At 72.0% G+C, this 19,078-nt stretch carries 13 protein-coding genes and 2 pseudogenes; 9 read left to right on the top strand and 6 right to left on the bottom strand.

What is annotated here, in order from left to right:
- The first annotated feature begins 125 nt into the window (after nucleotides 1-125).
- The 5 genes from ACWZEH_RS27175 to ACWZEH_RS27155 all read left to right on the top strand — a co-directional run bounded on the left by ACWZEH_RS27175 (nucleotide 126) and on the right by ACWZEH_RS27155 (nucleotide 4,644).
- Complete coding sequence (locus ACWZEH_RS27175; protein WP_456193710.1) at nucleotides 126-1,886, top strand: ATP-binding protein; 1,761 nt, start codon at nucleotides 126-128, stop codon at nucleotides 1,884-1,886.
- Nucleotides 1,887-1,978: 92 nt separating this feature from the next.
- The gene (locus ACWZEH_RS27170) at nucleotides 1,979-2,437 is read left to right on the top strand and encodes a roadblock/LC7 domain-containing protein (protein WP_456193709.1); all 459 of its coding nucleotides are present in this window, start codon (nucleotides 1,979-1,981) and stop codon (nucleotides 2,435-2,437) included.
- Nucleotides 2,434-2,790: a DUF742 domain-containing protein gene (locus tag ACWZEH_RS27165; protein WP_456193708.1), complete on the top strand. Its 357-nt coding sequence runs from the start codon at nucleotides 2,434-2,436 to the stop codon at nucleotides 2,788-2,790. The genes ACWZEH_RS27170 and ACWZEH_RS27165 overlap by 4 nt, the downstream gene beginning before the upstream one ends.
- Nucleotides 2,771-3,388 (top strand): GTP-binding protein, encoded by a 618-nt coding sequence (locus tag ACWZEH_RS27160; protein ID WP_456193707.1) that lies wholly within the window; start codon nucleotides 2,771-2,773, stop codon nucleotides 3,386-3,388. The genes ACWZEH_RS27165 and ACWZEH_RS27160 overlap by 20 nt, the downstream gene beginning before the upstream one ends.
- The gene (locus tag ACWZEH_RS27155) at nucleotides 3,385-4,644 is read left to right on the top strand and encodes a cytochrome P450 (RefSeq protein ID WP_456193706.1); all 1,260 of its coding nucleotides are present in this window, start codon (nucleotides 3,385-3,387) and stop codon (nucleotides 4,642-4,644) included. Before ACWZEH_RS27160 ends, ACWZEH_RS27155 begins: the two co-directional genes overlap by 4 nt.
- Before the next feature lie 382 nt (nucleotides 4,645-5,026).
- Here the strand turns inward: ACWZEH_RS27155 and ACWZEH_RS27150 are convergent, their stop codons facing one another.
- The 4 genes from ACWZEH_RS27150 to ACWZEH_RS27135 all read right to left on the bottom strand — a co-directional run bounded on the left by ACWZEH_RS27150 (nucleotide 5,027) and on the right by ACWZEH_RS27135 (nucleotide 14,142).
- Entirely contained in the window at nucleotides 5,027-6,253 is a 1,227-nt protein-coding gene (locus tag ACWZEH_RS27150; protein ID WP_456193705.1) for a cytochrome P450, read from the bottom strand.
- 51 nt (nucleotides 6,254-6,304) lie between these two features.
- Nucleotides 6,305-11,344, bottom strand: a complete 5,040-nt coding sequence (locus ACWZEH_RS27145; RefSeq protein ID WP_456193704.1) for a DNA repair ATPase — start codon at nucleotides 11,342-11,344, stop codon at nucleotides 6,305-6,307.
- Between the two features lie 77 nt (nucleotides 11,345-11,421).
- Nucleotides 11,422-13,467 carry an SPFH domain-containing protein gene (locus ACWZEH_RS27140; RefSeq protein WP_456193703.1) on the bottom strand — a complete coding sequence of 682 codons (2,046 nt, stop codon included), beginning with the start codon at nucleotides 13,465-13,467 and terminating at the stop codon, nucleotides 11,422-11,424.
- A 294-nt stretch (nucleotides 13,468-13,761) separates the two neighbouring features.
- Entirely contained in the window at nucleotides 13,762-14,142 is a 381-nt protein-coding gene (locus ACWZEH_RS27135; protein ID WP_456193702.1) for a hypothetical protein, read from the bottom strand.
- A gap of 288 nt (nucleotides 14,143-14,430) precedes the next feature.
- Here ACWZEH_RS27135 and ACWZEH_RS27130 point away from each other — a divergent pair, with 288 nt between their 5' ends.
- Nucleotides 14,431-15,492, top strand: coding sequence for a PucR family transcriptional regulator (locus tag ACWZEH_RS27130; protein WP_456199852.1), 1,062 nt, complete (start codon nucleotides 14,431-14,433; stop codon nucleotides 15,490-15,492).
- A 53-nt stretch (nucleotides 15,493-15,545) separates the two neighbouring features.
- On the opposite strand, the gene ACWZEH_RS27125 is transcribed toward ACWZEH_RS27130, so the two are convergent.
- Entirely contained in the window at nucleotides 15,546-16,028 is a 483-nt protein-coding gene (locus ACWZEH_RS27125; protein WP_456193701.1) for a DUF6299 family protein, read from the bottom strand.
- 232 nt (nucleotides 16,029-16,260) lie between these two features.
- On the opposite strand from ACWZEH_RS27125, the pseudogene ACWZEH_RS27120 reads away from it, so the two are divergent.
- A pseudogene (locus ACWZEH_RS27120) lies at nucleotides 16,261-16,374 on the top strand (DUF5999 family protein); the annotation flags it as partial.
- A 75-nt stretch (nucleotides 16,375-16,449) separates the two neighbouring features.
- Here the strand turns inward: ACWZEH_RS27120 and ACWZEH_RS27115 are convergent.
- A complete protein-coding gene (locus tag ACWZEH_RS27115; protein ID WP_456199850.1) occupies nucleotides 16,450-16,884 on the bottom strand; it encodes an NUDIX hydrolase in 435 nt (144 codons plus the stop codon).
- 285 nt (nucleotides 16,885-17,169) lie between these two features.
- On the opposite strand from ACWZEH_RS27115, the pseudogene ACWZEH_RS27110 reads away from it, so the two are divergent.
- Nucleotides 17,170-18,378: pseudogene (locus ACWZEH_RS27110) on the top strand (IS3 family transposase).
- Nucleotides 18,379-18,390: 12 nt separating this feature from the next.
- Nucleotides 18,391-19,059: an IS630 family transposase gene (locus tag ACWZEH_RS27105; RefSeq protein WP_456193700.1), complete on the top strand. Its 669-nt coding sequence runs from the start codon at nucleotides 18,391-18,393 to the stop codon at nucleotides 19,057-19,059.
- The last annotated feature ends 19 nt before the right edge of the window (nucleotides 19,060-19,078 follow it).

The following is a 19,078-nucleotide window of genomic DNA, read 5'->3' as shown; positions in this document are numbered from 1 at the left end:
TGACTAGCATGGGGCCAGTTTTCGTCCGGACAACGGCCGTCCTTTTGGCGGATCCGTCCCGGCCCGCGGTCGGCGCGCGCCGTCGGCTCTTTTCTCCCCGCACTCGAGCACCGAGGGACCGCTGAATGTCAGTGCCTGCACCGCCCAGTCAGCACCGGCCGGAGAAGGCGCCCCAGGCCTCGCCGGCCGTCCCCGCGATCGCCCTGGTGGTGAGCGCGGCGGCCGCGGGGACGGCGGTGGCGACGGCGCCCGCCGCCGCCACCACGTGGACGCTCGTGTCGGCCGTGGTCGCCTGGTGCTGCGTGGCCGTCACGGTCCTCGTCGGCGCCCTGCTCGTCCGCCGGGCCCGCCGGGCGGCCTGGGAACGGGGTGGCGAGGCGGACCGGCTGAGGGAGCAACTGGACCAGCTGAACGCCGAGTCGGCGTACCTGGTGAACGTCACGATGCCGGCCGTCGTCAAACGGCTCCGTGAGGGAACCGGTGCGGGGGACGCCCTCGCGAGCGTGGCCCCGCCGTCCGACCCGCAGCTGCGGCGGATCACGCACTCCTTCGCCACCGCCTGCGCGGAGTCCGCCCAGCACGCCGAGGCCCTGAACACCGAACTCCTGCAGGTCCGGCAGGAGCTGGACGAGATCGCCGCCGAAGTGGAGCGGCTGACGCACAAGGCGCTGCCCGCCGCCGTGGCGAAGCTGCGCGAGGGCAGCTCGGCGGACACCGTGCTCGCCGAGTTCGAGTGGTCGCACGCCCCGATGCTCCGGGCCCCCGCCGAATCGTTCGTCCGGGAGCTGGCCCGCAGCGAGCGCCGGGCCGCCGCCGCGCAGGCCACCTCGGCGAAGTCCCTGAGCCGCGTGCAGGCCAAGGCGGTCAGCATGCTCGCCGACCTGCGGGAGATGCAGGAGCGGCACGGCGAGGAGGTCTTCGGCGATCTGCTGAAGCTGGATCACAGCACGTCGCAGCTCGGTCTCATGACGGACCGCCTCGCGCTGCTCATGGGCGGCCGGTCCAGCCGGGCGTGGAACAAGCCGATCGTGATGGAGAGCATCCTGCGCGGCGCGGTCGGCCGGATCGCCGCCTACCGGCGGGTGCGGCTGCACTCGTCGAGCAGCGCCGCGGTCTCCGGGTTCGCGGCGGAGGGCGTGATGCACCTGCTCGCCGAGCTGATGGACAACGCTGCCAACTTCTCGCCGCCGATCGACGAGGTCCACGTGTACGTGGAGGAACGCAGCGCCGGCATCGTCGTCACGATCGAGGACAGCGGCCTGAAGATGGCGGACGCGGCGATGCGCCACGCCGAGGAGGCGGTGGCCGGCCTCGCGCCCGACCTCGCCTCGCTGCAGGGCACGCGGCTCGGTCTCGCCGTCGTGGGACGGCTGGCGACGAAGTACGGCATCGATGTCAACTTCCGGCCGTCCTCGCGCGGCGGCACCGGCGTCGTCGTCCTGCTGCCCCCGCAACTGCTCGCCCAGCAGCGGGACCCGGGCCCCGGGCAGGCCACGGGCCGCCCGCCCGTCGCCCCGCCCGTGGCCGGGGCCACGCCCGCACTCCCCGCCACACCTGCGCCCGCGCCCGCGCCCGCCGCGGAGACGCCCCGCACCGCACCGCCGCAGCCTGCCGCCGAGCGGCCCTCCGAGCGGCCGAAGCTCCCCGAGCAGGGCAGGTCCCGAAGCGCCACGCCGAACGGGCTGCCCGTCCGCAGACCCGGACGCACCATGGCCGAGGCGGAACACGAGCGTGAGCAGCGCCGGTCCTCCGCCGGCCCTGCGAACGACACCCCGGCGGACGGTCCGCCGCGCGACGCCGGCTCCCGCTTCGGTGCCTTCCACCGGGGACGCCAGTCCAAGAACAGGACCGGCGGACCGGAATCCGGGCCGCCGGCGTCCGCGTAGGCCCACGCCCTCGTCTCCCCGTACGGCGCCCGGGGCATCGGCGTCCCATCCCCCCTCCCCCGCTCGAGTTCGTGAGATTGGAGAAACGGGCGGTGACCGGTCAGCCCGGCACCACCGTCCCGACACCCACCATGCAGACCACCGACAACAGCCTCACCTGGCTTCTGCAGAATCTCCTGGAGCGCACCCCGGGCACCCGGCACGCGCTGGTGCTGTCCCGGGACGGCCTCAAGCTGTGCTGGTCCGAGCATCTGTCGCTCGACCAGGCCGACCAACTGGCGGCGATCTGTTCCGGAATCCAGGCGCTCGCCCAGGGCGCCTCCGTCGAGTTCGGCGACGGGACCGGCGGGGTGCGTCACTCCATGACCGAGTTCCACGGCGGCCTGCTGTTCATCGTGGAGGCCGGTGAGGGGGCGCACCTGGCGGCCCTCGCGGACGAGAGCGCCGACCCGAGCGTGGTGGGCCATCAGATGACGGAGCTGGTCGAGCAGATCGGGGAGCACCTGCGGGCCGAGCCCCGGACGTCCGCCCAGGGAAGCGCCACGTCGTGATGCGCAGGCCCGTGGACACCGGTGACCCCGACCGTCTCTACCTGGTCACCAACGGACGCAGCCGCACCGACGACTCGTTCGACCTGGTCACCCTCGTGGTCAGTGAGTGCGAGCCCACCCCCGGAATGCAGTCGGAGCATGCCCGGATCCTCGACCTGTGCCGTCATCCGACGGCCCTGGTCGAGATCGCCGCGGAGCTGAACCTGCCCATCACCGTGGTGCGGATCCTGCTCGGCGACCTGCTCGCCACGAGCCGCATCACGGCCCGCCATCCGCACGCGGCGAAGGCCGTCGCCTCGCTCCCCGATTCCGCCCTTCTCCAGGAGGTTCTCCATGGGCTCCGCAACATCTGAGCTCCCCTCCCGTCGCACGCCCCTGGCCGACGCCGCCGAAACCGGCCTGAAGATCGTCATCGTGGGTGGTTTCGGCGTCGGCAAGACCACCCTGGTCCACTCGGTCAGCGAGATCCGTCCGCTGACCACCGAGGAGGTCATGACGCAGGCGGGGATCGGCGTCGACGAGCCGGGCGAGGGGACGACGAAGACCACCACGACCGTGGCGTTCGACTTCGGGCGGATCAGCCTCAACGAGCGCATGGTGCTCTACCTGTTCGGCGCTCCGGGGCAGGAGCGTTTCTGGTTCCTGTGGGACCGGCTGTTCTCCGGCACGCTGGGCGCGGTCGTCCTCGTCGACACCCGGCGGATGGACGACTCCTGGTACGCGATCGACCGGCTGGAGCACCACCGGACGCCGTTCGTCGTCGCCGTGAACCGGTTCGAGGACGACGAGGCCCGGTATTCCCTGGACGAGATACGGCAGGCGCTCGCGCTGCCCGACCACGTACCGCTGATCGACTGCGACGCGCGGAGCCGGCATTCCGGCAAGGACGTACTGATCACCCTCGTGGACCACCTCTACGCACTGGCCATGGCCCGGGAGACGACACCGTGACCGACACCGGATCCTCCGCACGGCAGGCCCCGCAGGGCTGCCCCGCCCACCCGGGCGCGGTGCGCCTGGCCGGGCTGGAGTACCAGCAGGCCCCGTCACAGCTGTACCGGGCGCTGCGCCGTGAGCACGGCGCGGTCGCTCCCGTGCTGCTCGACGGGGACATCCCGGCCTGGCTGGTGATGGGCTACTCCGAGGTCACCTATGTGACCCGGCACGACGAACTGTTCGCGCGGGACTCGCGGCGCTGGAACCAGTGGCCGGACATCCCGCCGGACTGGCCGCTGCTGCCGTTCGTCGGATACCAGCCGTCGGTGCTGTTCACGGAGGGCGACGAGCACCGGCGGCGGGCCGGGGTGATCACCGAGGCGCTGGGCGGCGTCGACCAGTTCGAGCTGGCCCGCGACTGCCGGCGGATCGCCGACCGGCTCATCCCCGAGTTCGCGGGGAGCGGGCGCGCGGAACTGATGAGTCAGTACGCGCACGCCGTGCCGGCCCGTGCCGTCGTGCAGATGTGCGGAATGCCGCTCGACACCACCGACACCCGGCAGTTGGTGGACGACCTGCGCATCTCGCTGGACGCGGCCGAGGGCGACGACCCGGTCGCCGCGTACGGGCGGGTGGCCGAACGCCTGACGCAGCTGGTGAAGGAGAAGCGGGAGCGGCCGGGTGCGGACGTCACCTCGCGGATGCTGCTGCACCCGGCGGGGCTGACCGACGAGGAGGTCGTCCAGGACCTGATCTCGGTGATCGCCGCCGCTCAGCAGCCCACCGCGAACTGGATCTGCAACACGCTGCGGCTGCTGCTCACCGACGAGCGGTTCGCGCTGAACGTCTCGGGCGGCCGGCTCAGCGTGGCCGACGCGCTCAACGAGGTGCTGTGGCTGGCCACGCCGACGCAGAACTTCATCGGCCGGTGGGCGGTGCGGGACACACAGCTCGGCGGGCGGCAGATCCGGGCGGGCGACTGCCTGGTGCTGGGGCTGGCGGCGGCCAACACGGACCCGCAGATCTGGCCCGACGGGCACGTCGGTGCGGAGAACTCCGCGCATCTGTCGTTCAGCAACGGTGAGCACCGCTGCCCCTACCCGGCCCCGTTGCTGGCCGACGTCATGGCGCGCACGGCCGTGGAAACGTTGCTGGACCGGCTGCCGGACCTGATGCTCGCGGTGGAGGCGAAGGACCTGTCCTGGCGTTCGTCGATCTGGATGCGAGGACTGTCGGCGCTGCCGGTGCAGTTCACGCCGGTGGTGCATTAGGCCTGTCCGGCGGATCAAGTCGGAGGTGACCGGCGGCATCTCTCCGCCCGGGGCATGCGGGGGCTGGTGCGTCCGGCTGCACGGCGGCGGAGGGCGTCGACGCGATGGGGCCCCTCCTGCTCATGAGGCCCTCCCTGCGCACGGGGGGCCTGCACATGGGCCCCCCGCTCGAGCGGAGCCGGGAGTCAGGGAGGAACCGAGAGCGTGGGAAGTCGGCAACCGACGGCAACGCCGGTGGGGGCACCCCCGCTCGAGGAGCTCGGGGGACGGCGGGCCGGCCCCCGCGTCCTCGGCATCATCCGCCGGACAGGCCCTGGTAGGCGGTGCGGACAGGCGGGCTCCTTGGGGGTGGAGCCCGTGTCCGTCCCGTCTCCTCCGGGGGTCAGCGCGTGACCGGGGTGAAGCGCACCGGCAGGGACTGCGGTCCCCGGGTGAACACCCCCTTCTCGACGGGGTCGAAGCCGTCGGCGAGCCGTACGTCGGGCATGGCGTCGAGGAGCTGGTTCACGCCGATCTCGACTTCGGCCTTGGCGAGCAGGGCGCCCACGCAGAAGTGCCGGCCGAGGGCGAAGGCGAGGTGGTCGGCGGCGGCCGAGAAGGCGGTCGTGGTGGTGAGGTCCTCGCGGAAGACGTCGAAGCGGTCCGGGTCGCGGTAACGGCTCTCGTCCCGGTTGGCGGCGCCGATCAGGCAGGTGACGGTGGCGCCGGCCGGTATGGTGCCGCCGCTGAGGGAGACCTCGGTGGCCGACTGACGCATGATCATGTGGACGGGCGGGGTGTAGCGCAGCGTCTCGGCGAACGCGCCGGGGATGAGGCTGCGGTCCTCGCGGACGGCGGCGAGCTGCTCGGGGTTCAGCAGCAGGTTCGCGAAGATGCCGGCGATGGCCTTGTCGGTGGTCTCGCCGCCGGCGGCGAGCAGCAGGCTGCAGAACGCCTTGATGTCCTCGTCGCTCATCGACACGCCGTCGACCTCGGCGGCGCACAGCGTGGACAGCAGGTCGTCGCCGGGGTTGTCGCGGCGCTGCCGGATGATCGGCAGCATGTACTCGGCGAACTCGCCCCGGGTCCGCTCCCCCGCCGCGGCCACCTCCGGGTCGCCGGAGAGGTTGCCGAGGAAGGCGATGACGGAGGTGTACCAGCGGTGGAAGCGCGCGTGGTCGGCCTTGTCGAGGCCGAGCATGTCCGCGATCACGTTGACCGGGAACCGGGTCGCGTAGTCGGTGACCAGGTCGGCGGAGCCGGTGTGCCGGAAGGCGTCGATGAGCTCGCGCGAGTTGCGCTCGATGAAGGGGAGGAACTTCTCCTGGAGGTCGCTGCCGCGGAAGGCGGGAGCGACCAGGGCGCGGCGCACGGCGTGTTCCCGCCCGCTGAGCTGGAGGATCGTCCTGCCGTGCACGGGCTCGATCTGCCAGTCGTAGTTGTCGGTGGTGAACTGGTTGTTCTTGTCCTTGAAGACGCGCTCGACGTCCTCGTAGCGCGAGACGATGTAGCTCTGGGTGGCCTCGTGCCAGATGAGGGGCGCGCTGTCGCGCATCACGCGGTAGGCGGGGTAGGGGTCCGCGGCGAACTCGGGCGAGAGGATGTCGGGCACCTGCTGCGCGGTGGACATGAAGCTCCCTGGGGTCCAATAACTGATGTACCGCACAAGGTTATTGATCATTCATCGGCCGGGACAGTCCTGTCCTGGGTCCTCTTGGGCGCTTGGCGGTCGTTGGCCGAAAATCGCCCCGCGCGGGTCGGCGGCGCGGGTGATGGCCGACTCGACGGCGGCGATGCGGTCGCCGAGGAGGGCGAGGGCGGCGACGGCGCGGGTGAGGGCGTCGTCGCCGGGTCCGCCCAGGACGTGGGTGCGGACGTGGGCGGCCTTGACCTCGGCCCAGCGGGCGGCCTGTGCGGCGGTGAGTGTGCCGCGCAGCTCGGCGAGCTTGAGCAGGTTCGCCTCGGCGCCGGTGGTGAGGGTCTGCGCCTCGGCCGCGTAGTGGTCGTCGATGACGGCGGAGAGCTCGGCGTCGTTCATGACCGGCTGGATCCGCTGGGCGATCTTGTTCATGTTGCGGTAGGAGCCCTGGAGCCGGAACGGCGGTTCGGTGCGGGCGTCGTCGGACTGGGCGGCGGAGGCGATGTAGGCCTCGTTGACCGCGAGGACCGTGCGGCGGGCGGTGAGCAGGTGGCGCAGGACGGCCAGGACGCGGTCCAGTTCGGTGGGCGCGTACGGGTGGGTGAGCCGGTCGGCGTGGGCGGTGGGGTCGCCCCCGGCGAGGCGGATCAGCAGGTCGAGGTCGCCGCGGTCGCGGCCGGCGAGCGGGGCGAGGACGGTGTTGGCGGTGAGGGCGTTCTCGACGAAGCTGGCGGCGAAGGCGTCGTCCTTGCCGGTGAGGACGTCGCCGAGGTTCCACACGTCGGCGCGGTTGGCCAGCATGTCGGGCACCCGGAAGAGGTCGCCGGACTCGGTGTAGGGGTTGCCGGCCATGCAGACGGCGAAGCGCTTGCCCCGCAGGTCGTAGGTGCGCGGCACGCCTTCCCACACGCCCTCCACGCGGCGGGTGGCGTCGCAGAGCGGGATGAACTTCTGGAGGAGTTCGGGCGAGGTGTGCTGGATGTCGTCGAGGTACAGGAGCGTGTTGTTGCCGGCGGCCAGCGCGAAGTTGATCTTCTCGATCTCCTGGCGCGCGGTGGCGTTCGGCGCCTCGGCCGGGTCGAGCGAGGTCACGAGGCGGCCGAGTGCCGGGCCGCTGACCTTCACCAGGACGAGGCCGAGCCGGTCGGCGACGTATTCCACCAGGGTGGTCTTGCCGTAGCCGGGCGGGGAGACGAGCAGGAGCAGGCCGCCGGTGCCGGTGCGGCCCGACTCGCCGGTGGTGCCGAGCTGTTTGGCGAGGCTGTCCCCGACGAGGGGGAGGTAGACCTCGTCGACGAGGCGGCCCCGGACGAACGACGACATCACGCGCGGGCGGTGGTCGTCCAGGCGCAGCCGGGTGCGCTCGGCGGTGACCAGGGCGGTGCGGCGGCGCTGGAAGGCACGGAACGCGGGGGTGTCGCGGTCCCTGAACTCCTCCGTGCGGGCGAGGAACTCGTCCAGGCGGAGGGTGAGGCGGCGGTCGGTGATGCGGGGGTGGGTGCCGAGCAGGCCGTCCACGGTGACGGTGAGGGGCGCGTCGGACTCGTGGCGGGGCACATCCGGGCAGAGTTCGGCGGCGACGGCTTCGGCGAGGTCGCCGGGGGCGAGACGGCTGCCGGTGGCGGCGGTGTACGCGGACAGCCAGGCCTCGACGAGCTGGCGGCGGGCGGTGAGACCGGTGAGGGCGGGCAGGTCCTCGTCGTAGGCCTCGGTGGCGACGGTGCGGCGGAACTTGTCGAGCAGGGTGCGGGTCTGCGCGCTGATGACGAACCCGTCGGGGCCGGTGGTGAGTTCGTCGAAGAGGTAGGCGGCGGCGGCTTCCGGGCGGGCCGACGCACCGCCCGTGCCGTCGCCGTCCCCGTCCCGGTCCCCGTTCCGGTCGGCGATCCTGCGGGCGAGTTCGGCGCGCAGGTCGGCGAGGGCCGGGGGCGGGCCGAAGGCGTCGCGGACGCGGGCGAGGGAGCGGGCCCGGCGGGTGAGGTCGGCGCGTTCGGGGGCGGTGGTGCCGTGCGTCCAGTGGAGCAGGGCGAGGGCGCGGGCGGCGGGCTCGTGGCGCAGGAGTCCGGCCCCGTCGTGCAGGGGCAGGACGGCGGTGATCAGGGCGGTCGCGTCGTGGTCGTGGACGCCGCGCTCGTATCCCTCGTCGTAGGCCTCCTCGGCCGCCCGGCGGACGAGGGCGGCGAGGTCGTCGGTGCCGTGCAGGGCGTCGGGGCCGTGCTCGTGCAGCAGGCGGGCGGCGAGGTGTTCGGCGCGGTAGACCTCGGGCGACTCGGACGGCAGGTGCCGGTTCCAGTAGCGGCGGCCGTCGTCGAGGGCGGGGTCGGTGACGGGTGCGCGGTAGTCGGTGCCGGTGAGGGCGAAGGCGAGGCCGTCGCCGTGCGGGACGAGGGTGAGGTCGAGGGGCTGGGTGGTGACGGCGAAGCGGTGGCTGCCCAGGCGGATGGCGCGGCCGCCGTCGGCGTAGAGGTCGGTGCGGTCGCGCAGGGCTCGGGCGGCTTCCTGCCGGGCGGAGCGGAGCCGTCCGTCGAGCTCCTCGGCACGGACCCGGTCGCCGAGGTCGCGGAGTTCGCCGGCGGTGCGGCGGACCTTGGCGACCAGGGGGTCGGAGGCGAAGTAGGTGCTGACCTCGTCGGCGTCGGCGAGGGTGGCACAGCGGCGGGCGACGGTCTCCAGGACGCGTTCGGCGGCGGAGGCGAGCTGTTCGGCGCGGCGGGCGCGGGCATCGGTGAGGTTCTGCTTGCGGGCGGCGAACGCCTCGTATATCTCGGTGCGTTGGTCGGCGAGTTCGCCCAGGACGTCGTCGAACTCCGCGAAGCGGGACTCCAGGGTTTCCAGCTGGGCGAGAACACGCGTCAGTTGTTCGTCGCAGGACTCGGGGTCGGCGGCGGCCGCGAGGGCGCCGGTGACGGTCTGGCCGAGCAGGGCGAGTTCGGCGGCGAATCCGGCGCGGGCCTCGCGGTCGCGCAGGCCGCGGCGGCGGGCGTCGAGGGTGGCGCGGGCGCGGTTGACACCGCCGAGTGCTTCGGCGACGCGTTCCAGGACGGCGGTGCGGACGGTCGCGTCGCCGATCTCCAGTCCGGCGACGACCTCGGTCACCGTCCGCAGCCCGTCGGCGAGTTCGTCCAGGCGGGCGGCGACGGGGGCGGCCTCGGCGGCGGTGCCGATCTGCTCGGCGTCGGCGACGAGGCGTTCGACGTCGGCGTGGTGGGCGGCGAAGGCGTCCTCGTGGGCGAGGTGGGCGACCGCGCGCCGGCCGAAGGAGTCGAGGTCGTGGCCGGCGTCGGCGGCGAGTTCGTCGATGCGGGCGTGGTCGGCGTACCGCATCTCCTTCAGGGTCAGCAGATGGCCCTGGGCGTGGCGGAGTTCGGTGAGGCCCGCGACCCAGGCGGCGGCCTCGCGGGGCTGCTCGCCGCGCAGCCGGCGGACCACGGAGCCGATGCGGCCGGCCGCCTCGTCGAGCGCGGCGGCGGCGCGGCGGCCGAGGTCGCGTACGGTCTCGAACTCGGCCAGGACCTGCTGGGCGGTGGTGCGTACGTCCTCCAGCGGGCCGCGCAGGTCGCCCAGTTCGGGTTCGCCGAGCCAGTGGTGGGCGTCGGCCGTGCGGACGCAGGCGGCGGCCAGGGCCTCGTACACCTCGGTCGTCGGGGTGGTCCCGGTGACGGAGCGGACCAGGGACAGACAGGCGGAGACGCCGCGCACGAGGTCGGCGTTGCCGACCCGTTCGAGGGGGCCGTCGCCGACGGGCCGGCCCGCGGCGTGGGTGTCGGAGACGTAGGGCGAGTGCCACAGCTGGAGCGGGTGGACGCGGGCGGGTTCGTCGCCGTCGGGCCGCAGCAGGGTGAGCGCGCCGTCGTCGAAGAGCGCCCAGCCGTGGCAGCCCAGCGGTGCGGCGACCTCCTTGCGGATCACGTTGTAGGACAGGAGCAGGGCGCGGCCCCGGCCGGGGGCGTGGAAGGCGTACAGCACGTCCTCGCCGTTGGGCGAGCGCACCTCGCGTTCGAACTCCATCCCGGTGGTGTCGAGTTCGTACGTCTTGTGGGTGCCGGCGGCGAGGCAGTAGCCGCCGGGGAAGACGATGCCCTGGTCCTCGGGCAGACGCCGGCAGCCCTGGCCGATGCCGTCGAGGCGGACGACGGTCCGGGTGAGGGTGTTGAAGACGAGGTGGCGGTGCGCGCTCTCCTTGTAGGGCAGGACGCGCAGCAGGATCAGCGCGCCGACGCGGGCGTGGGCGATCTCCGCGTCGGCGAGGGACTGGAGCGGCTCGTCGACCGGTTCGGTGTGGATGCCGTCGGGGGTGCCGGTGTCGTTGTCCGTCTTGACGGTGAGGGTGCCGCCGAGGGTGTCGACGAAGAGTTCGTCCTGGACGCGCACGTGCGGGTGCCGGCCGACGACGTGGTCCTCGCGGGTGGTGCGGGTCCATTCGATGTCCGGGGCCGGGGTGCGGGCGTGGTCGCGGTCGCCGCGCGCGTCGAGGAAGGCCGCCCGGCCGTCCTCGGACACCGACCAGCGCAGGACGCGGATGTCGCCGGCCTTCTCGCCGGTCTGGAACACGGCGAGGAGTCTGCCCTCGACGCGGCGCAGCCGCAGCAGGCGGGCCTGGCGGTAGTAGCGGTGCAGGGCGCCGAACTCCCTCAGGAACCCGGGGTCGTCGAGGAGTCCGGGCACGGCGTCGTCGGGCAGTCGGTTCAGGTCGCGGTCGTGCGCGGCGAGGACGTCGCCGACGGCGGTGTCCGTCTCCGGGCGCGGCTGGGCGCCGTAGCCGAAGAGGAGCACGTCGCCCACGGCGACGATGTCGCGGGGCACGCTGGTGCGGTCGGTGCGCAGCCGTTCGGTGCCGGTGAGGCGCAGTTCGGCGGCGCCGAAGGTCTCGATCCGGAGCCGGTTCAGCTCCTCGGTGCGCCGGGCGAGTTCGGCGGCCTGCGCGGTGAGGCGGTCGCGCAGCACCTGGTAGGTGCCGCCGTCGACGGTGTCGTGGACGGCGGTGTCGTGGACGGCGGTGCCCGCGCCCGCCGGGTTGCGCGCGCCCTCGGCGGACTGCTGGTCGGTGCCCGTGCCGGGTGTCTCGTGGGTGCCGGTGGTCATGGCTGCCTCTTGCCTTTCGAACGGGAGCGGTCGGGGAGCCGCCGTCCCCTGTGCGGCGGCTCCCCGACCGGGGGTGGTCAGGCCCTGACGTGGCCGTTCAACGCGGCCAGCGGGGTGTCCGCGAGGCCCAACTCCCCAGCTTTTTCGATCAGTTGCTTGATCTGTCCGGTGTTGTCGCCACCCGTCTGCATCAGCTTCATGAGCAGCGCGGACACCGTCAGGTTCTGTACGTCGGCACTCGACACGGAGCCCAGGATCCGGCTCACGTCGTCGGTGAAGCTCGCCGAGCCGTCCAGCCACGGGCCGGCGAGGGCCTGCGCGGTCTCGGAGTGCTGGACGAACCCGTCGAGGCCCTTGCCGAGCGCGATGGACGACATCAGCCGGTCGAAGAACACGGACTCCCCGCCGACGATGTTGATGTCGGCGTTCTCCAGACCGGTCGCGAGCACCGTGGCCTGGGCCTCGGCGACCTGCCGCTGCACCTCGAGCCCGGCGAGCCGTACGTCCTTCTCCGCCTCGAGGCGCAGCCGGTACTCCTCGTGGCCGCGGGACGCCTCGTCCAGCGCGGCCATCGCCGCCGCCTTCTCGGTGAGGCCGGCGGCCTCCGCCCTGAGCCTGCCGCTGATGCCCTCCGCTTCGGCGAGCGCCTTGGCCCGCGCGCCCTCGGCCTCGGCACGCATCCGGGCCTCGGCCGCCTCGGCCTCGGCACGGCCGGCCTTCTCGATGACCTCGGCCTCCTTGTCGCGGACCCGCACGAGGGCGAGTCCCTCGGCGGCGGCCTCGGCCTGGATGCCCTCGGCCAGCCGGACCTTGGCCTGGGCGTCGAGGTCTGCGCTCTTCAGCCGGGCCTCGGCCAGGGTCAGTTCCTCGGCGGCGCGGTGCGTGGCGGACACCTCGGCGGCCTCCGCGGCCTTGATGTCCTTGACCAGCTTCTCCTGCGCCTCGGCCTCGGCGGCGATGATGACGGCCTGGCGCTGGCGCTCCGCCTCCTCCACGGCCCGCAGCTTCTTGATCGACTCCTCCTGCTCGGCGACCGTACGGTCCACCGCGACGCGCTCCCGGACGACCTCGGCGATGTCGCGCTTCTGGGCCTCGACCTCCTTGTCGGCGGCGATCCGGGTCAGCTCGGTCTCCCGCTCGCGGGCGATGACCTCGAGCATCCGGTCCTTCTCGATGCGCTCGCTCTCCACGGCGATGACCCGCTCGCGGTTCTTGGCGGCGACGGCGACCTCACGGGCCTGGTTCTCGCGCTGCACGCCGAGCTGCTCCTCGGTGCGCAGGAAGGCGCTCTGCGCGCGCAGCCGCTCCTCCTCCACCACCCGCGCCGTCTCGGCTTCCTCGCGGGCCCGTACGGTCTCTATCTCACGGCGCTGCTTGATCTCGGCGTCGGTCTGCCGGCGCTCCAGCTCGAGGATCGCCTCACGCGCGTCGACGTTCTGCCGGGTGATCTCCTTCTCCTCGCCGCGCTGGGCCTCGTTGGTGCGGACGTGTTCCACGGCCGTCAGCTCGGTGATCTTGCGGATGCCCTGCGCGTCGAGCACGTTGCCCGGGTCGAGCTGGGCCAGCGGCGTCTGCTCCAGGAAGTCGATCGCCGCGTCCTCGAGGTGGTAGCCGTTGAGGTCGACGCCGATGACCTCGATGATCCGGTACCGCAGTTCCTCGCGCTTGGTGTAGAGGTCGGTGAAGTCCATCTGCTTGCCGACGGTCTTCAGCGCCTCGGAGAACTTCGCGTGGAACAGCTCCTGCAGCGTGTTCCGGTCGCTGGCCCGCGCGGTGCCGACGGCCTGCGCGACCCTGATGACGTCGTCGACGGTCTTGTTGACCTTGACGAAGAAGGTGATGCGGATGTCCGCGCGGATGTTGTCCTGGCAGATCAGGCCTTCCTTGCCGGCCCGGGTGATCTCGATGGTCTTCACCGAGATGTCCATGACCTCGGCCTTGTGCAGCACGGGCAGCACGATCTGCCCGGTGAAGGTCACGTCGACCTTGCGGACCTTGGAGACGATGAGCGCCTTGCCCTGCTCCACCTTGCGGAACAGCCTGGACATGATGAACAGCACGACGAGTGCGGCGAGCAGGCAGACGCCGACGAGCACGGCGACGCCCACGGTGGCAGCATCCATGGGATACGTCCTTCGGAGCTGGGTGACGGACAGGAGTGAGGGGGTCGGCGCCGGGCGCCGAGCAGTGCGGCGGCGGGGCCGCCCCGGTGCCTCTCGGCCCGGACTGCGCAGGTGGTGACGACGTGACGTGGTGACGGCTCGGTGGTGACGTGGTGACGGCTCTGTGGTGACGTGGCGGCCGTGCGGCGGTGGTGTGGTGGTGTGCGGCACGCGTGGCTCGCGCGGGAGCCGTGCGCCGGCTCCGCCACGGGACACGCCGGGCAAACCGCCCCGGTTCCCGCCCGGTCCGCGGAACTACCGGGACGACCCGGGTTCGTCGGGCACCGGACGGTGCAGCGGACGCACGAAGAAGCGGGTCAGCCGCCAGGCCGCGAAGAGGGCTCCGGGCAGGGCCGGAAGACGCAGCAGCCCCGCGCCGGGTCCCTCGGGGACGTGCGCGTCGAGCAGCACGGTCACGCCGGTGGCGAGCAGCCAGGTGAACAGGGTCAGCAGGGAGAGCGCGAGAGCGACCGGCACCCCGCCCATCCCCCAGGCGTCGAGATCCGCGTCCGAGTCGAAGGCGTGCGGTGTGGTGACGCCGACGGCCACCAGCAACCAGAAGCAGGCCGCCACGACGAGGGCTGCGGTGAGCACGAGCGTGGGCAGGCCCGTGGCGGCCTCCGCGATCATGTGCATCCCCGGCCACCCCCTTTCCCGATCCCCGCGTCCCGCGTTCCGCGTGCCGCGCCCCTGTGACGGCTCGTGCCGCCGGCAGCACCGGCCCCCGGTGGTTCTGGTGCCAGGCGCCTGCCGGTGCCTGGCACCAAAACCGTCCGCGGTGCTCCCCGCGGACCATGATGGCCGGTCAGGCGCCGCTCGTGCATTGCCGGTTTCCGGCAATGTTCACTAGTGTCTGCATGCCGGGTGCGTGATCAGGGGCCGGTCCGAGTGGCGTCAAGGACGCGTCAGGATTTGGGGAGTGATGTGGCGGAGCGGGAGATACCCGAGGACTATCTCGAAGGTTATGCCCAGATCCTGGAGGAGGTCGCGGCCACCGGCCGGCGCCTCTCCCGGGACGAGCTGAGTTCCCGTCGGGCCCTGGGGGAACGGGCCGCGGAGGCGGGCTTCGGTCTGCGCGCCCTGGTGAGCACACACCTGAGCGCCACCCGCGAGGTCTGGCCGCGCGGTCGGGGTGATTCGGCCGAGGAGGCGCTCTTTGCCGTGCAGCAGGCGGTGGACGCGTTCGCCGAGGGCTACGAGCGGGCGCAGCGCCTCGCCGTTCGCCAGGAGGAGGCGGCCCGGCGGGAGTTCATCGACGACCTCCTCTACGGCCGCAGTGACCTGGGCCGGCTCGCCGAACGCGCCGAACGCTTCGGCCTGCGGCTCTCCCACGAGCACGCGGTCGCCGTCGCCCGGGGCCCCGTCGCCTACGACGAGGGCGACGCCGTCCCGCGGCAGGTGGAGCAGGCCCTCAACTCCCGGTTCGGCAACCGCAGCATCCTGCTCACCACCAAGGACGGCCGGTTGCTGTGCATCGCCCCGGGGCACCAGGGCGAGGTGCTCACGCACTTCGCCAAGCAGGCGCACGCCGCCACCGACGGCGGCCAGGTCGCCGTCGGCCGCCCGCAGTCCGGGGCCGGCGGGGTCGTCCAGTCGTACGAAGAGGCCCTGAGCACGCTGGAGATCGCCGAACGGCTGGGGCTGGACGAGCCGGTGCTGCACGCCGCCGAACTGCTCGTCTACCCCGTCCTCGCCCGTGACCGCCAGGCCATGTCCGACCTGGTGCACAGCACCCTCGGCCCGCTCACCTCGGCCCGGGGCGGTGCCGGGCCGCTCCTCGAGACGCTCACCGTGTACTTCGACTCGGGCTGCGTGGCGGCGGAGGCGGCCCGACGGCTCGCACTGAGCGTGCGGGCGCTGACCTACCGGCTGGAACGCATCCACAAGCTCACCGGTGCCAACCCGGCCGACCCCGCCCACCGTTACATGCTCCAGACCGCGGTCATCGGCGCCCGCCTGCTGGACTGGCCGGACGAGCAGCTCTGACCCGGGGGCCGTCACGGTCCTGACCGGCCGGACGGCGGGCGGGCGCCGCTCGTTCAGTCGCGGACCAGGATGACGGCCTGCTGGTGGACCGCGTGGAACTCGGGCAGCAGAAGGCCGTCGACCGTACGCAGCTCGGTGAGGGTGGCCTCGACGTCGGCGGCGCCGGCCTCCACGGCGTCGGCGGGGACCTTTCCGGTGTTCTCCCAGCTGTGGGTCTCGCCGTCGCACACCGCCAGGGTGCCGCCGACGCCGTACCGCGTGGTGGCGTCGCCCTGGTGGACGGAGGAGCCGACGAGGACCGGGCCCGAGGCGTCCAGGCAGCGGTACGTGCCGGAGAGGGTGACTCTGCCGTCGGCGGCGATCCGGCCCTCGGGCTCCACCGTCACGGTCGCGCCGGGGGCGGCGGGAGCGGCGGACGCCGCCGGGGGCGCGGCGGCGACGGCGCCGAGCAGCAGCGCCCCGCCGGCCGCGGCGGCGACGAGGACGGAGCGCACGGACACGGACACGGGGACGGCGGCGGAAGCGGGCAGAGACATGAGGAACCTCCCGGAACTCACGGAATGGGGCAACCACCAATACCGGCGGGGCGGGCCGAAGGCGGTGACCTCACCCCTCCGGTGGCGAGTTGGCGCCGTCCGTCGGGGAACCGTCCCGGGATCGTCCGGGAGCTGTCACGCTTCGCGGCGGACCGCTGCGACGGACTCTCGGCGGGGGCGTGGTCCGGGTGGACGACCCATTCGAATCGATCCACCTGCGTGGAGGTGCGCCATGTGTGCCCACCGGACGTCATGCCCCCGGACCCGTGTGCAGGTCCCCCATGTGGTCGCCGCCCACCCGGAGCAGGGCTGGAACCTGCTGTGCGACGGGGTGCTGCTCTTCGACGTTATGCCGATCTCCGGCTTAGGTCATGCACTTGACCTGCCTATTTGCGAGATGGACATGTCTTCTTCGCGGCCTTCAGCTTGGGTCCTGTGTGAGCCGGGCCAGGTATGCGTCGAGTGGCTGAACGCGTCCTGGAAGGGGCTCGTAGAGGTCCCACCAGCGGATGGCCGAGATCTCATCGTTCGCACGAAAGCTGCGGGGATTTGTGATGTGGCCGGTGAACAGCGCGGCGTATTCAGCGTGCTGGTCGGGCGCAAGCACGAATCCCGCGTAGCCCACGAACTGCAAAGGGCTGTCGGGACTCTGACCGGTCTCTTCCAGCAGCTCGCGCGTGGCTGCCTGACGAGGAGTTTCCTCGGGTTCGATCACCCCTCCGGACAGTTCCCAGGACTGCCGGAACCGGTCGAAGACCATGAGGACCCTGCCGCTGTGCCAGAGAGCGACCAGGGCGGCGGGCATCGGCGCATCTGTGGGAGCAACACCTTCTGCGCCGTGGTCGAAGACGATCAAGGCATTTCCGTGGTCGTCGGCGACCAACGGTTCAGTCATGCGATCAATCACCCGTTGATGCTTTCCAGCCTCGTCTGCAGACAAGCCTCAAGGGCTCTTGCCGTCCAGCTCAATCATCTTCAGCAGGGGCCGATCACGGTGCTGGACGGCCTCGCCGACAGGGTGCGGAGCCGCCGGATCTCACCGTGGGCGGTTTCCAGTTTCCGGGTGAGGTCGGGGCCTGTCCCCGAGTGGTGGACATCTCTGATCCCGGCCCCGGTAGGGGTCGGGCAGGAGGCGTCTTTTATGGTGATGAAGGTCTACTCGCCCGAGTTCAAAGCGGACGCCGTCGCGCTGTACCTGTCGGACCCGAACCACACCTTCGAGGGCATCGGCAAGGACCTGGGGATCAGCCGGGAGACGCTGCGCAACTGGGTGCGGGCCGAGCGGGCGCGCCGCGGCGGGGGCAGCACGACGAGCACGAACACGAAGGACATTTTGGTGGGCGAGGCCACGAAAGAAGGGCTGGAGGCTGGGGTAGCGGCCCTGCGCGCTGAACTGAAGACCGTGCGCAAGGAGAACCAGGAACTGGCCACCGAGCGGGACATCCTGCGCAAGGCAACCAAGTTTTTCGCACAAGAGATGACCTGGTGAACCGCTGCCAGTTCATTGAGGACCACCACCGCGCCTGGGGCGTGAAGCGGTTGTGTGCTGTGCTGGAGGTCGCCCGCTCCAGCTTCTGCAAATGGCGGGCCGGCCGCGCAGCCCGCGCCGCACGTGAGCAGGCCGATGCGGCGCTTGCCGAGCGGATCAGGGCCGTGCACACCGGGTGGGACGGCGCCTACGGCCGCCCCCGGATCACCGCCGAGCTGCGCGGCGAGGGCGAGCGCGTGAACCACAAGCGGGTCGGACGGGTGATGCGGAAGTTCGGCATCGCCGGGCTGCGGCTGCGCAGGCGCCAGGTCACCACCGTGTCCGAACCGTCCGCCACACCGGTACCGGACCTGCTGCGGCGCGACTTCACCGCGAGTGCGCCGAACACCAAGTACGTCGGGGACATCACCTACCTGCCGGTGGGCGACGGCGAGTTCCTGTATCTGGCGACCGTGATCGACTGCTTCTCACGCCGCTTGGTGGGCTGGTCGATCGCCGACCACATGCGCACCTCACTGGTCACCGACGCGCTCAGGGCTGCCGCCGCGACCCGCGGCAGCCTGGCCGGAGCCGTGTTCCACAGCGATCACGGAGCCCAGTACACCTCCCCTGACTTCGCTGATGTCTGCGCCGAGTTGGGCGTCAGGCAGTCCATGGGCGCGGTCGGCGCGAGCGCGGACAACGCACTCGCCGAGTCGTTCAACGCGGCCCTCAAACGCGAGACGCTCCGTGGCGCCCGCCGCTTCGACGGGGCCCGCGCCTGCCGCCCTGACGGTCTTCCGCTGGACCACCCGCTACAACACCCGCCGACGGCACTCGGCGAACGGACAGCAGGCAGCCACCCTGACACTCGCCGCATAACGACACGAACAGGTGTCCACTCCTCGGGGACAAGGCCCCACAACCACGTGGAAGGCCTCTACCGATCCGAACTTCATCGCCAAGATGCGCGGGGTCCTGGCCCTGTACGACACCCCGCCGGCCGACGGCCGGGTGATACGCGTCGACGAGTTCGGCCCTCTCAACCTTCAGCCACGCAAGGGCAGGGCCTGGCGTCCAGTAGGCAGGCCCCGCCGGCTGCGGGCCACCTACAACCGGTACGGCGGCGTGATGCACATGCTTGCCGCCCTCGACCTGGCCACTGGCAAGATCTACTACAAGATCCGGCAGCGCAAACGCTGGCGAGAGTTCCTCGGCCTGCTCAAGACCCTGCGCTCCCGCCGGCCTGAGGAGAAGCTGTACGTCGTCCTGGACAACTTCTCCCCCCACAAGCACGCCGAGGTCCGCAGCTGGGCCGCTGACAACGACGTCGAGCTGGTCTTCCTGCCGACCTACGGATCCTGGCTGAACTGGATCGAATCGGAGTTCGCGGCCCTGTGCTACTTCGCCCTCAACGGCGCCGACCACCGCACCCACGAGGAGCAGAACGCCGCCATCGCCGCCTACCTCCGCTGGCGCAACGCCCGCGCCGAGCCCAAGACCAACTTCGCCCCCGACTCGCCAATCCGCCAGTGGACCGCATACCCGTCCAAGGCTGCATGACAAGCCACGAGGAGTGGTC

It is taken from the genome of Streptomyces yamdrokensis (assembly GCF_053890455.1).
This window is presented reverse-complemented; position numbering and strand designations above follow the sequence as displayed.